The organism is Ruegeria sp. CH8, from assembly GCF_056536985.1.
The window spans coordinates 40883-55133 of the sequence record NZ_JBQFQR010000016.1 but is presented as its reverse complement, the minus strand read 5'-3'; the positions used below and the strand labels follow the sequence as shown (position 1 = coordinate 55133).

13 protein-coding genes are annotated in these 14251 nt (G+C 59.0%); 4 read left to right on the top strand and 9 right to left on the bottom strand.

What is annotated here, in order from left to right; all coding sequences use genetic code 11:
- Positions 1-3: 3 nt before the first annotated feature.
- From ACR0ER_RS17795 to ACR0ER_RS17775, 5 genes are all read right to left on the bottom strand, one after another.
- The gene (locus ACR0ER_RS17795; protein ID WP_480770090.1) at positions 4-1305 is read right to left on the bottom strand and encodes an NAD(P)/FAD-dependent oxidoreductase; all 1302 of its coding nucleotides are present in this window, start codon (positions 1303-1305) and stop codon (positions 4-6) included.
- A complete protein-coding gene (locus ACR0ER_RS17790) occupies positions 1302-2120 on the bottom strand; it encodes an ABC transporter permease (RefSeq protein WP_170329542.1) in 819 nt (272 codons plus the stop codon). The genes ACR0ER_RS17795 and ACR0ER_RS17790 overlap by 4 nt, the downstream gene beginning before the upstream one ends.
- Positions 2117-3007, bottom strand: a complete 891-nt coding sequence (locus ACR0ER_RS17785; RefSeq protein ID WP_480770170.1) for an ABC transporter permease subunit — start codon at positions 3005-3007, stop codon at positions 2117-2119. The genes ACR0ER_RS17790 and ACR0ER_RS17785 overlap by 4 nt, the downstream gene beginning before the upstream one ends.
- Positions 3007-4134, bottom strand: coding sequence for an ABC transporter ATP-binding protein (locus ACR0ER_RS17780; RefSeq protein ID WP_480770089.1), 1128 nt, complete (start codon positions 4132-4134; stop codon positions 3007-3009). Before ACR0ER_RS17780 ends, ACR0ER_RS17785 begins: the two co-directional genes overlap by 1 nt.
- A gap of 67 nt (positions 4135-4201) precedes the next feature.
- Complete coding sequence (locus ACR0ER_RS17775) at positions 4202-5287, bottom strand: polyamine ABC transporter substrate-binding protein (RefSeq protein WP_480770088.1); 1086 nt, start codon at positions 5285-5287, stop codon at positions 4202-4204.
- Between the two features lie 140 nt (positions 5288-5427).
- On the opposite strand from ACR0ER_RS17775, the gene ACR0ER_RS17770 reads away from it, so the two are divergent.
- The 3 genes from ACR0ER_RS17770 (at position 5428) to ACR0ER_RS17760 (ending at position 8338) form a co-directional block, all read left to right on the top strand.
- Positions 5428-6111, top strand: coding sequence for a GntR family transcriptional regulator (locus ACR0ER_RS17770; protein WP_480770087.1), 684 nt, complete (start codon positions 5428-5430; stop codon positions 6109-6111).
- A gap of 75 nt (positions 6112-6186) precedes the next feature.
- On the top strand, positions 6187-7584 hold the full coding sequence (locus ACR0ER_RS17765) for an aspartate aminotransferase family protein (protein WP_480770086.1): 1398 nt from the start codon (positions 6187-6189) through the stop codon (positions 7582-7584).
- Positions 7585-7765: 181 nt separating this feature from the next.
- Complete coding sequence (locus tag ACR0ER_RS17760; RefSeq protein ID WP_480770085.1) at positions 7766-8338, top strand: hypothetical protein; 573 nt, start codon at positions 7766-7768, stop codon at positions 8336-8338.
- Positions 8339-8394: 56 nt separating this feature from the next.
- On the opposite strand, the gene ACR0ER_RS17755 is transcribed toward ACR0ER_RS17760, so the two are convergent.
- Positions 8395-9693, bottom strand: coding sequence for a lytic murein transglycosylase (locus tag ACR0ER_RS17755; protein ID WP_480770084.1), 1299 nt, complete (start codon positions 9691-9693; stop codon positions 8395-8397).
- Positions 9694-9804: 111 nt separating this feature from the next.
- Between ACR0ER_RS17755 and ACR0ER_RS17750 the strand changes: the two genes are divergently transcribed.
- The gene (locus tag ACR0ER_RS17750; protein ID WP_480770083.1) at positions 9805-10191 is read left to right on the top strand and encodes a DUF1801 domain-containing protein; all 387 of its coding nucleotides are present in this window, start codon (positions 9805-9807) and stop codon (positions 10189-10191) included.
- On the opposite strand, the gene rnr is transcribed toward ACR0ER_RS17750, so the two are convergent.
- Genes rnr through dapE form a run of 3 tightly spaced genes read right to left on the bottom strand, consistent with a single transcriptional unit; the run spans position 10182 to position 14206 of the window.
- Positions 10182-12440, bottom strand: coding sequence for a ribonuclease R (rnr, locus tag ACR0ER_RS17745; protein ID WP_480770082.1), 2259 nt, complete (start codon positions 12438-12440; stop codon positions 10182-10184). The two genes, ACR0ER_RS17750 and rnr, sit on opposite strands and share 10 nt — an antisense overlap.
- Positions 12441-12487: 47 nt before the next feature.
- A complete protein-coding gene (locus tag ACR0ER_RS17740) occupies positions 12488-13063 on the bottom strand; it encodes a TIGR04282 family arsenosugar biosynthesis glycosyltransferase (RefSeq protein WP_480770081.1) in 576 nt (191 codons plus the stop codon).
- Between the two features lie 3 nt (positions 13064-13066).
- Positions 13067-14206 carry a succinyl-diaminopimelate desuccinylase gene (gene dapE, locus ACR0ER_RS17735; RefSeq protein WP_480770080.1) on the bottom strand — a complete coding sequence of 380 codons (1140 nt, stop codon included), beginning with the start codon at positions 14204-14206 and terminating at the stop codon, positions 13067-13069.
- Between the last annotated feature and the right edge of the window lie 45 nt (positions 14207-14251).

Genomic DNA, 14251 nt, shown 5'->3' with positions numbered 1-14251 from the left:
CCCTTACCAATCTGCAAGCGCCATCATCGCATAGGCTGGTGGCATCAACGCACGCCGCAAACGCCCCAACGGAAACCTTTGCGGGGCACGGGTGATCGGGGCCGGCAGTTCAGTTTCTTGCCCCAGAACCATCCGTGCCAGAGCACGCCCGCAATAGGTGCCCATCGCCACCCCATTTCCGTGATAGGCGAACCCAGCGAACATCCCCGGCTGCTCCGCCACAGGCCCGACATAAGGCGTCAGTCCCCGCGACAGGCAAACCATGCCCGACCACATATGGGTCACGTCTACACCCGCCCAGCCCGGGAACATTTGTTTGAAATCCTTGACGACCTTGCGCCGAATTGCGGCCTCGACCCGTGGCGAGGACAGCAACCCTCCGCGCATTCCGAACAGAAACCGTTGGTCGGGCATCAGGCGGAAATAATGCAGCAGATTGCGGGTGTCGTATGACATCTGATCGGTTGTCCAGCCCTGCGCCTGTAATTCGGCCGAGGTTAGCGGACGGGTCACCAGAACCGTGGATTGAGCAGGCATGTAACGGCCCGCCATCCAGGGTGGGATGTCTTCGCTGGAATACCCGTTGGTGCAGATCAGCAAATTCTGCGCCTTGATCCGGCCTGAATTGGCCTGAACTTCGAAACCGGACTGCACCTTACGGATGGCTTGCACCGCGCTTTGTTGGAACAGATCAGCACCGCGGGACTGGGCCGCCTGCGCCAACCCGAACATGTATTTTCTGGGGTTCAGCGCAAACCCGACCGGGTTGGTGTAGCCGCCGTGGAACCCCTTACCAAAGCCCAGCCCTGGCAGGTCACCGGATTCATGAAGCGCACCCGACGCCTCGGCCCGCCGCCGCAACTTCTCCATAGCGCGCGCAGTGTGGGCCAACTGGGTCTCACCCTGTGAATGTACATCGGCGTCGATGCAATGCGTGCCGAGCAGATCGGCGACAAGATGTACCGCTTCTTCCTCGGCTTGGGCATAGCTGTTTGCGGCGGCTTCCCCGACCTGGCGGAGCATCGCGTCATGGCTCAGCTTTGATCCACCCAAACAACAAAACCCGCCATTGCGTCCGGATGCGCCCCAGCCCGGGGTTTCGGCCTCGAGAACGGCAACCGAGACCCCGGCCCCGGCCAGATGCAGGGCCGCCGACAGCCCGGTGAAGCCGCCACCGACAATGGCAACGTCGACCTTCAGATCGCTGTGCAAAACCGGCCAGTCGGGGCTGGCAATCGTCTCGTCCCACCAGCAATTGGTCCGGGGGCCGGGCCCATAGGTATAGTCCGGGAACAGCCGTTTCATTCGGTCCGCGCGGCGGCCATTTCATCCTGCTTTTGCCGCACCATCGCACGTTTCGTGATCAGCGACACGGTGATGACGCCAATGGTTACAACCGCGATCATGATCGTCGATAGCGCGTTGATTTCGGGACTGACCCCCAATCGCACGGCAGAGAAAATCCTCATCGGCAAGGTCGTCGCTGACGGTCCTGAGGTAAAGGACGCGATCACAAGATCGTCCAGCGAGAGCGTGAAAGCCAACAGCCATCCCGAGATTACGGCCGGGGCGATAATCGGCAGGGTTACCAGACGAAACGCCTGTGCGGGTGAACAGCCCAAATCCAGTGCAGCCTCTTCCAGCGATTGGTCGAACGTCACAAGGCGTGACGACACAACGACCGAGACGAAACACATGGAAAACGTCGTATGAGCCAAAACGATGGTCAGGATGCCGCGATCCAGTCCGATGCCGATGAAAAGCAACAACAGCGACAGGCCGGTGATCACCTCTGGCATCACCAGCGGGGCGTAAATCATGCCGGAAAACAGAGTGCGGCCAAAGAAGCGGCCCCCACGCACCAACACATAGGCTGCAGCGGTACCCAGAATTGTTGCGATCGTCGACGAGAATACCGCAACGCGCAAAGTCACCCATGCGGCGTCCAGAATTTGCTCGTTCTGGAGAAGCTCACCATACCATTTGACCGAGAAGCCTGCCCAGACAGTAACCAATTTGCTTTCGTTGAAGCTAAAGATGATCAGGATGATCATCGGGATATAGAGGAAGGCAAACCCCAGCGTCAGTGAGACCGTGTTGAACCAGCTTAACCTGCTCATTGTTCCGCCTCCGCCTGTTTCTGCTGGTTGCGCTGGAACAGAACAATCGGCACCACAAGGATCAGCAACAGCACTACTGCCACCGCGCTGGCCACTGGCCAGTCGCGGTTCGAGAAGAACTCCTCCCACAGCACCTTACCGATCATCAGCGTGCCGGATCCGCCCAGCAGCGAGGGGATGACGAACTCACCGATCACCGGGATCATGACAAGGAAACACCCTGCGATGATGCCCGGGCGCGACAGCGGGATCGTCACCAGCCAGAAGGCTTGCAGGCGCGAGCAGCCAAGATCTTCGGCGGCCTCGATCAGCGATCCATCCATCCGTTCCAGCGACGAATAAATCGGCAGGATCATGAACGGCAGATAGGTGTAGACGATACCGATATAGACCGCCGTATTGGTATTCAGAATGGTCAGAGGGGTCGAGATGATGCCCGTCCACAGCAGGAACTGGTTGAGATAGCCCTCGTTCGACAGGATGCCCATCCACGCATAGACCCGGATCAGGAAAGAGGTCCAGAACGGCAGGATCACCAGCATCATCAGCGTCGGTCGCCATTCCACAGGCGCGCGCGCCATACCATAGGCGATGGGATAGCCCACCAGCAGGGTTAGAAAGGTGGAAATCACAGCGATCTTGACGCTGGAGAGGTAGGCTTTCCAGTAAAGATCATCCTCGGTCAGCCAGACGAAATTTTCAAAGTCCAACTGGCTGAAGAAGTCTTTGACCCCGGCCCAGCCCTGCGACAGATCCAGTGTCGGCGTGTAAGGCGGGATAGCCAGTTCGGTGTCTGACAGAGAGATTTTCAGGACAATGAAAAACGGCACCAGAAACAGCGCCAGCAGCCAGACGTAAGGAACAGCGATCAGAAACGCGCGGCGCATCAGTTCGCCAGCAGAACCGCAGCCGTAGCTGTCCAGGACAGCCAGACCGGGTCTTCCCATGTGAACGACCGGCGTGAGATGCGGCGGGTATTGGCCGTCTGCGCCTTGATGATCGTGCCGTTCGGCAATTCGACGTGATAGGTGGACAGGTTGCCCAGATAGGCGATGTCATGCACCTTGCCCTGCACAGCGTTGATCGCATCTGCCGGGCGATCGGCGGAAATCGTCACCTTCTCGGGCCGGATCGCAATGTGGCAGGCCTGCCCGTTTGAAAAATCGTTGGCCGAGGTCGCCGTCAAAGGCGACTGCCCCTCGGCCCAGTCGATCTGATAGGTATCTTCGCCATCCGCCGAGGCCCGGCCTTCAATGATGTTCACGTCACCAATGAAATCCGCGACATAGACCGAGTTGGGGTTCTCATAGATACGATCCGGTGTTGCCACCTGCATCAGCTTGCCCTGATCCATCACGGCCACGCGGCTGGCAACCGTCATCGCCTCTTCCTGATCGTGGGTCACGATCACAAAGGTGGTGCCGGTTTTTTCCTGAATATCCATCAGTTCGAACTGCGTGTCCTGCCGCAGTTTCTTGTCCAGCGCGCCCAACGGCTCGTCCAACAACAGCAGCTTCGGTGCCTTCGCCAACGACCGCGCCAACGCCACTCGCTGACGTTGCCCGCCCGAAATTTGATGCGGCTTGCGGCGGGCGAATTGCTCTAGCCGGGTGAGGCGCAGCATCTCTTCAACACGATCCTCAAGGTCATGTTTGGGCATGTTGTCCCGGCGCAGTCCAAACGCAATGTTGTCCCAGATGCTGAGATGCGGAAACAGCGCGTAGGATTGGAACATCATGTTCACCGCCCGCTTGTTTGGCGGGATCGGGTCGATGTCCTGACCCCCCAGCATAATATGCCCTTCGGTTGGCTTTTCGAACCCCGCCAGCATCCGCATCATGGTCGTCTTGCCACAGCCCGACGGCCCCAGCAGCGCAAAGAACTCGCGCTCGAAAATGTCCAGAGACAGATTGTCGATGGCCGTAAAGTCGCCAAACCGTTTGGTGACATTCTGGAACTGGATCAAAGGTTTCGCCTGCGGGTCTTCCCACGGCGCAAAAATGTCAGAATTCAAAACGGCCCCCGTTCGACAATCTGGAAAAAGGCACAGGGCGGTTCTGGCCGCCCTGCGCAAAATCGGATCAGGTACCCGATTTGATCTTGGTCCACATGCGCGTCACGATGCGCTGCGTCTTGGACGGATAGGGCGTCGTTATGTAAAGATTCTGCATGGTCGCATCATCTGGATAGATCGCCGGATCACCGATCACATCTTCCTCAAGAAACTCTTGCGAGGCTTTATTGCCGTTGGCGTAGTAGACGTAGTTCGACGCCGCAGCCATGTTGTTGGCATCCAGAATGAAATTTAGGAACTTGTGCGCGCCTTCGGGGTTCGGAGCATCCGCTGGAATAGCCATCTGATCGAACCACATCAACGACCCTTCGGCGAAGGGGTGGTACTCGATAGTCACGCCATTGTCGGCTTCGGCCGCACGATCCCGGGCTTGCAGAATGTCACCTGACCAACCGACGGCCACACAGATATCCCCATTGGCCAAAGCGTTGATGTATTCAGAGCTGTGGAATTTCTGGATATGCGGGCGAACGCTGGTCAAAAGCTCTTCGACCTTCTTGATGACGTCCGGGTCGTGGCTGTCAGGATCTTCACCAATGTACTGCAAGGCCATCGGTATCATTTCAGCTGGTGCGTCGAGGAAATGTACCCCGCATGAGGCAAGCTTTTCCATGTTCTCCGGCTTCAAAACCAGATCCATGCTGTTCAGGGCCACGTCGTCACCCAAGGCTTCTTTGACCTTGTCGACATTCACGCCGATGCCGGTCGTGCCCCACATGTAGTTAATCGAATACGCGTTGTCCGGATCATAACCGGCGGTGCGCTCCTGAATTACGTCCCACAAATTGCCCGAGTTGGACAGTTTGGCCGTGTCCAGCGCCTGAAAGGCACCAGCCTGAATCTGACGCTGAAGGAAAGTACCAGACGGCACCACCACATCATAACCCGACCCGCCGGCCAGCATTTTGGTTTCCAGAACCTCGTTGCTGTCGAACACGTCGTAGATCAGCGTCAGGCCGGTTTCTTCCTCGAATTTCTTCAGAAGGTCCTCGTCGATATAGTCGGACCAGTTGTAGACACGCACCTCTTCGGCGAAGGCCGCCGAAGTCCCCAATGCGATGACCGCTGTCATCGTCAGCGTTTTGATTGACATTTTTTTCTCCCTGCAAGTGTACGGGTATTTTCCCGTTTTTTTGGATTTGATCAAGTTTTGCGTTTTCCCCCGATCCCGCGTATGGTTTCAAAAGGTCAGGCACCTGGCAAGTCAGCATCGTTAGAAACAGGGCAAACCAATTGGATTTGATCAAAAATAAGGCACCGGGAACGAAGGCCGAAGGTGAAAAACGACCCGCGCATGAGCAGGTGTACCAAACCCTGAAAGCGCAGATCATGTTCGGCGAATTGGTGCCGGGGCAACCGGTCACGATACAGGGTCTGACCGAATCTCTGGGCGTTGGAATGACCCCGGTGCGCGAGACTATCCGGCGCCTTATCTCGGATGGCGCGCTGGTGTTTCAGGGCAACCGCAGGGTCAGTGTTCCACTGCTGTCGGCGAGTGATGTTGAGCAAATGATTTTTGCAAGATTATCAATAGAAACAGAGCTTTCCAGACGCGCAACTACGAATATGAATGACACTGATATCGACCGTCTTGAACGCATCGACCAGCAACTAGACCGCACGATCGCCGATGGTGACGTCAGCGGTTATCTGCGCCTGAACCACAGTTTTCACGAGACACTCTATTCGCACGCGAATGCACCGATTCTCAGCGACTTGGCCGAGCGGTTGTGGCTCAGGTTCGGGCCGTCTCTGCGGGTGGTTTGTGGCCGCTTTGGCACGCAGAGCCTGCCGGATCGGCACAAGGATATCCTTACCGCTTTGCGTGCCCAGAACGCCGACGGGGTGGCAAAGGCCACCGCGCAGGACATTGAACAGGGAATGGAACTGATGGTCGACGCCCTGTCCCATGACTAGATTTATGCGATTCGATTGACAGGAAAAAATTTGATCATATTGTGAGCGTCAACGGCTCTTGCAGGAGATTTCCAGATGTCCACCATTACCAATCACATGCCCACCGCTGAATTGCAGGCACTGGATGCCGCCCACCACATGCACCCGTTTTCAGCCAACGGCTCGCTTGGCAAAGAGGGCGCGCGCGTCATCACCCGCGCCAAGGGCGTCTACCTGACCGACAGCGAGGGAGAAGAGATTCTGGACGCCATGGCTGGTCTGTGGTGTGTCAATATCGGCTATGGCCGAGACGAACTGGCCGAGGCCGCCGCCCGCCAGATGCGCGAGCTTCCCTATTACAATACGTTCTTCAAGACGACTCATGTGCCCGCCATTGCGCTGGCCAAGAAACTGGCCGAACTGGCGCCGGGCGATCTGAACCACGTCTTCTTCGCCGCAGGCGGGTCCGAAGCGAATGACACCAACATCCGACTGGTGCGCACCTACTGGGCCGAGAAAGGTCAGCCCGACAAGAACATCATCATCAGCCGCAAGAACGCCTATCACGGGTCGTCCGTGGGTTCTGCCTCGCTGGGCGGAATGGCCGGGATGCACGCGCAGGGCGGCATTCCGATCCCGAATATCCACCACATCAACCAGCCGAACTGGTGGGCCGAAGGCGGCGACATGACGCCGGAAGACTTCGGCTTGGCCCGCGCACGGGAACTGGAAGAGGCCATCTTGGAACTGGGCGAAGACCGTGTTGCAGCCTTCATCGCCGAACCCGTGCAGGGCGCGGGCGGTGTGATCGTGGCACCGGATACCTACTGGCCCGAAGTTCAGCGCATTTGCGACAAATACGATATCCTGCTGATCGCGGATGAGGTGATCTGTGGTTTTGGCCGCACCGGCAACTGGTTCGGATCTGAAACTGTTGGCATCAAGCCGCATATCATGACCATCGCCAAGGGCCTCAGCTCGGGCTACGCGCCCATTGGTGGTTCGATCGTAAATGACGAGATCGCCGAAGTCATCGGCGGCACCGAATTCAACCACGGCTACACCTATTCCGGCCATCCGGTTTCTGCTGCTGTTGCGCTGGAAAACCTGCGCATCCTCGAAGAGGAAAAGATCGTAGAGCACGTCCGCGACGTCGCCGCGCCCTATCTGAAACAAAAATGGGAGGCGTTGGTCGATCACCCGCTGGTCGGTGAGGCCAAGATCGTCGGTATGATGGCCTCGATCGCACTGACCCCGGACAAGGCCAGCCGCGCTAAGTTCGCGTCCGAGCCCGGCACGGTCGGCTATATCTGCCGCGACCGCTGCTTTGCCAACAATCTTATCATGCGACATGTGGGCGACCGGATGATCATCTCTCCGCCGCTGGTGCTGACGCCTGCAGATATCGACGAGATGTTCGTGCGGATCCACAAATCGCTGGACGAGGCACAGGCCGAAATCATCGCACAGGGGTTGATGAAGGCGGCGTCTTGAGCCCAGTTAAATTGCATTGGATGGAAGGCGGCTTCAACCAAGCCGCCTTTTTTTTTTCATAGAACCAAAGCAGGTCGCCGCCCGAATTCCATCGAAAACAACAACCCCCCTGAAAAATCACCTTAAAGTTTAGTCCATTCAAGACTATGTCTACGTAAAGTTATTTTGGAAAAAGCACCTAATGGCAAAGATCGAAAATCCCAATTCTGGCAGAGCGAAAATTTTTGAAAACCCTGACCAATTTCAGGTCCGAGTAAAAAGTAAGTCCAATTTCTTTGTCACGGCTTTCCTGATGTTTTGGCTATGCGGCTGGGCATTCGGAGAAGTGATGGTCTTGGGAACACTACCTTCCGGAAAAACAGGTTCTGGTTCACTGTTTCTGCTGGCATGGCTCGGAGGGTGGACTGTCGGCGGTTTGTTCGCCTTGTCGCAGGTGCTGTGGAACATTGCCGGGTACGAATTGCTGACTATATCTAACAGCATCCTAACGATTCAGCGACGCATCCCCCTTTTTCGCCGTTCATGGTCCTATGATACCGACCACATTGCCAACGTCCAGGCAAATAAAAACCCGCCCAACGGAACGCTGTTTGGCGGGCAACAGAACATGCATGGCCTCTTCAGCAACCGCAGCTTTGGCGGGCTAAAGTTTGACTACGGTCTTCGGACAGCAGGGTTTGGAATGGGGTTGGAGCAAGCCGAAGCTCGCATGATTGCCGACAAGGTGACCGATCGTCTTGGTATCAACCAATAGCGCTTGCGGTCACAAAGCGCTCAAAAACTGTTGGTTTCAACATACGTCTCAATACTTCACCGCAACCGCTCCAACAGCCTGAGACTCGCATATCCATCCGGCAACAGACCCTGTGCGATTTGATAGGCCCGTACCGCATTGGTCGTGTTCGGCCCGGTGCGTCCATCAACGCCCTGAGTGTCAAATCCGGCCTCGGTCAGGCGGGATTGCAGTTCCTTTTTCTCGGTGAAACTCAGCACCCGGTCGCCGCGAGGCCAGCCGGCCTGAAACGGGGTGCGCCCAGCCAGTCGGTCAGACAGGTGGCCGATGCCGATCACATAGGCGTCGGCGCCGTTATAGGTCTCAATCACGCGGAAATTGTCGAAGATCATCAGCGCCACACCCTGCCCTCCGGCTGGCAAAAGGATGGCGGCTTGCCCGTGATCCGGGACCGGTTTGCCATCACGCCCAACCACACCGCGCGCGGCCCAATCCGACGGCAGCAGCGTGTAGTCCCGATTGGCGGAGGCAAAGTCAAACTCTTCGGGCAGGCGTACCTCGACCCCCCAAGGTTGCCCCTTGGTCCAGCCGTGCCGCGCCAGATAGGCAGCGGCCGAAGCCAGCGCATCGGTCGGATCGTCCGACCAGATATCCCGCCGTCCGTCACCGTCGAAATCCACTGCATGGTCTAGGTACGAGGTCGGCATGAACTGCGTATGCCCCATCGCCCCGGCCCAGCTGCCGACCATATGATCGGGGCTGACATCCCCCGCCTGAATAATCTGCAGCGCCGCGATCAGCTGAGTCTCAAAGAACTGCGCCCGCCGCGCATCAAAGGCCAGCGTCGCCAGCGATCGGATGGTGTGATCGCTGCCCCGAAACGTGCCAAATGCGGTCTCAAGGCCCCAGATTGCGGTGACGACCTCTTTTTCCACGCCATATTGCGCCTCGATCCGGGTCAGGGTCGCGTGGTGACGGTCCAACCCGGCGCGACCGTTCGAAACCCGCGTGTCCGACACGGCAGAATCCAGATACTCCCAGATCGGTTTCGAGAACTCGGCCTGATTGCGGTCGCGTTCAATGATCTTCTTGTCATAGGTCAGCCCGGCCAGAGATCGATCCAGCGTGGCGGCCGAGATGCCTTGTTCAAGCGCCCTGTCCCGAAACGCCCCCAGCCACGCCTGAAACCGCGCGTTACCTTCGGTCGACACCCGATACTCCATCGCTGAGGGCCGCAAGACCGGTCGTAACGACACCGTCAGATCGGCCGAGGCCAGCTGAAAGGTCTGAGACCCATCCGCTGTCTTGAGGGATTCCGCCTGCACAATGGATGCCCATAATGCAGCGGCAATGACGCCACTTGTGCATTTACGCATTCCGAAATTCCTGATTACTGCTCGGGGTCAGAATAGCGCAAAATGCAAAATTCACAAAGTGCTCAAACTGGAACTTCTGACGCGCAGGGAGAAACCGGGTAAGCTGCTGAGATGACACCGTTTGACGACCCCAAAGTGGCCGCAGCCTATGATACCTTGCCAAAAAACGCCCGTTCCGGTGCCCTGATCCTGCGCGCGTTGATCTTTGAGACCGCCGCGTCTTTGCCCACCGCGCAACCTCTGCAAGAGGCGCTGCGTTGGGGGCAGCCTGCCTATTTGGCCCCGAAGGGGTCGACGATCCGGCTTGGCACGCATAAAGCCGCGTCTTTTGCATTATTCGTGCATTGTCAAAGCCGGTTAATGGGTGATTTCACCTCGGCCTTTCCGGGTGAGGATCGGATCGACGGCAACAGGGCCGTTCTGTTCGACGACCCCGCGCAGATCGATCCCACGCGCCACGGCTGGCTGATTGCCCGGGCGCTGACCTATCACCTCTGACGGCGTTTGCGTTCGACCTTGCGTTTGATCTTGTCCTTCTTGCGCTTGGTACTGACCGCCTTGCGCCGTGTTGGTCGCCCTTTTGGCGCGCGTCCGCGGGGAAGAGCCTGATCGTCGATGGACAACAGTTCCAGCTCCAGCCCACCAGTGACAGGCGTGGCCTCGGTCAGACGCACGGTGACGCGCTGGCCGATGGCGATGATCAGGCCGGTGTCCGAGCCCATCAACGTCCCTGCCTCACGGTCGAAGTGGAAGAACTCGCGCCCCAGTGACCGCACGGGTACCAGCCCGTCCGCGCCGGTTTCATCCATCTTCACAAAGGCCCCAAACCGAGCGATGCCGCTGATGCGGCCCGCGAATTCATTGCCTACTCGCTCGCTGAGGTAGGCAGCCAAATAGCGGTCGGTCGTATCCCGTTCTGCCATCATCGAGCGGCGTTCGGTGTCCGAGATATGGGTGGCCGTTTCATCCAATCGGGCGATTTCATCTTCGGTCAGCCCATCCTTGCCCCAGCCATGGGCCGAGATCAGCGCCCGGTGCACGATCAGGTCGGCATAGCGGCGGATGGGCGAGGTGAAGTGAGCATAGTTCCGCAGCGCCAGCCCGAAATGGCCGAAGTTTTCAGGATTGTAATAGGCCTGAGCCATCGACCGCAGGGTGGTGAGGTTGATCAGTTCCGCATCCTCGGTACCGGCGGCGGCGTTCAGCAGCGCGTTCAGATGCCGGGTTTGCAGCACCTGCCCTTTGGCAAGGTTCAGCCCTGCAGCCTGCGCCGTTTCCCGCAGGCTTTCCAGTTTTTCGGGCGCGGGTTCTTCGTGCACGCGGAATAGCAGCGGGCGGCGTTTGGCGATCAGCGTCTCGGCGGCGGCCACGTTGGCGAGGATCATGAATTCTTCGATCAGCTTGTGCGCGTCCAGACGTTCGCGAAAGGCCACGCTTTCGACCTCGCCCTTTTCGCTGAGAACGATCTTGCGCTCGGGCAGGTCCAGTTCCAGCGGCTGCCGTACAGCGCGCGCCTTTTTCAGCGCGGCATAAGCGGCGTAGAGCGGTTTCAACACCGGCTCCAACAATGGCCCGGTGCGGTCGTTCGGGTTACCGTCTATGGCCTCCTGCACCTCGGCATAATGCAGCGAGGCGGCAGACCGCATCAGGCCGCGCACAAATCGGTGGCCGATTTTGTTTCCGTCAGCATCGATCTGCATTCGCACGGCGATGCAGGCGCGCGGAACGCCTTCGTGCAGCGAGCAAAGGTCACCCGACAAACGATCCGGCAACATCGGCACCACGCGGTCGGGGAAATAGCTGGAGTTGCCGCGCTTGCGTGCCTCACGATCCAGCGCGGTGCCGGGCTGCACATTGGCAGCGACATCGGCAATCGCGACCCAGATGACATGGCCGCCGGGGTTCTTAGGATCATCATCGGGATGGGCATAACAGGCGTCGTCATGATCGCGCGCATCCGAGGGGTCGATGGTCAGCAGCGGCATATCCCGCAGGTCTTCGCGCCCGCTCAGGCCAACCGGTTTGGCCTTGTCGGCCTCGGCAATCACCTTGTCGGGGAAATCGTCGGGAATGCCGTGCTGATGGATCGCGATCAGCGAGACAGCCTTGGGCGCGGAGGGGTCGCCCAAGCGTTCCACGATCCTTGCGCGAGGCAGGCCCATGCGGTTCTTCGGCCCGGCCTGTTCAGCCTCGACCAATTCACCGTCTTTCGCCCCAAGAACCGCGCCGTCATGGACCAGCCACTCGGTCTGACCGGTCTTGTCGATGGGCACGATCCGCCCGCCTTCGGCCCCTTTGCGGAAAATGCCGACGATTTTACGCGGATTGGTTCCGATGCGGCGGATCAGGCGGGCCTCGTAGTTGTGGTCCTCTTCATGCACGACGGTCAGACGAGCAAGAATGCGGTCGCCCTCGCCCAGCGCGGGATCGCTGGCACGGGCAATGATTAGAACAATCGGCTCGACCCCTTCGCCATGCCATTCCAGCGGGCGCGCAAACAGGTCGCCGTCGTCATTTGGTGCCTTTACCTGCAACACGCTGACCGGCGGCAGACGATCCGGGTCGCCATAGCTGCGTTTGCGCTTTTCCAGATGCCCTTCGGCCTCAAGCTCTTTGAGGATGCGCTTCAGATCAATCCGGTCCGCGCCCTTGATGCCAAAGGCCTTGGCGATATCGCGTTTCGAGGTCAGTGTGGGGTTCGCCGAGATCCAGTCGAGGACCTCTTGCTTGGTGGGGATGCGAGTCATAATTCCGGCCTAGCACGGCGGTGCGACGGCGTCATGACTAAAAAGGATCAGGGTTTCAGATCGGCTACGGTGTCGACATCGCGCAACTGGTTCAGCAAGGCCACGCGGGTGCCCGCGACTGATACCAACGTGTCAGCCAGAGCGTGTTCGGTCGACCAACGGACATCGCGAAACAGGTTCAAGGGCAACGCGCTGTATCTTTGCCCGCCGACCAGCCAGTAGCCTCCATCCGGTGCAGGTCCAAACACCATCTGTTTCGGCCCCAAAGCCTTGAACGCCTGAGCAATATGTCCTCGCGTGATACCGGGAATATCTGCACCGATCAGACAAACAGGCCCTTTGGGCATGCCGCGCAGCATTCGCCCCATCCGGTCGCCCAGATCCCCCCGCCCTTGCGCCGCGCGCGGTAGCTCAGCGGGCCAGATGCGGCTGGTCAGCCCCTCTCGGTCTGGTGAAACCGCCAGCACGATTTGCCAGCGCGGGTCTCGCAACCGCCGGATCAGCGACCGGGTCTGATGCCTGAACCACCACGCCGCGCCGACCATGCCGATATCGCGGCCCAGCCGTGTTTTCACCCGGCCCGGGCGTGGCTCTTTCACCATGATTACCAGAGTGCGCTGCATCACTCAGGCGAAATAGTCCCGCAGGATGCGCGTATAGATCGCCTTGAGCTGTTCGATCTGCGCCACCTCGACGCATTCATCCACCTGATGCATTGTGCGGCCAACCAGGCCGAACTCGACCACCGGACAGTGGTTCTTGACGAACCGCGCGTCCGAGGTGCCGCCCGTTGTGGACATCTCGGGCCGCACACCGGTTTCCGCCTCAACCGCCTGCGCCACCAGATCAGACAGAGGACCGGGCGGGGTCAGGAAGCATTCGCCCGAGATCTTGATGCGCACGCCAACCTCGACACCATAGGTTTCGGCCACGTTTTGCGCCTCAGCTTTCAGCCATTCGCTGAGGCTTGCGCCGGAATGCAGATCGTTGAATCGGATATTCACCGCTCCGTTGCATTGTGCCGGGATCACGTTGGTTGCTTCGTTACCCGTGTCGATATTCACAACCGCCAGAGTCGAGGCATCAAAATGGTCCGAGCCCTGATCCAGTTCATGACTGGCCAGCCGATCCATCAGCCGCGCCATCGCGGGCAGAGGGTTCTTCGCCCGGTGTGGATAAGCCGAGTGTCCCTGCACACCGGTTACGGTGAACCACGCGGTCATTGAGCCCCGGCGGCCGATCTTCATCATCTCACCCATCGTGTTCGGGCAGGTCGGTTCACCCACCAGACAGACCGACATCTTCTCATCCGCCTCGGCCATATAATCCAGCAACGCCGTAGTGCCGTCCAGCGCATCGGCCTCTTCATCGCCAGTGATGGTCAGGATCACGGCACCATCAGGCGGCGTGTCGCGCACGAAATCCACGGCTGCCGCCGCAAAGGCTGCCACGCCGGATTTCATGTCGGTCGTCCCGCGCCCGTACATCACGCCATCGCGGATTTCGGCGCCAAAGGGCGGCATGGTCCAAGCGGCCTCATCCCCAACCGGAACGACATCGGTGTGACCGTTAAACCCAAAGCTGCGCGCGTGGCCCTTTTTGCCCCAACGCGCAAACAGGTTGCTGATGCCGCCGCGGTCCACGCGGGTGCAGTCAAAGCCTGCATCGGACAGCAGTTGCTCCAATAAAACCAGCGCACCGCCTTCCTCGGGTGTGACCGATGGGCAACGGGTCAGGGCCGCTGTCAATTCTACCGGATCTGTCATGGCGAGGCCCCTTTGGTTCGTTTGCGCGCACAGATTCAACGAATT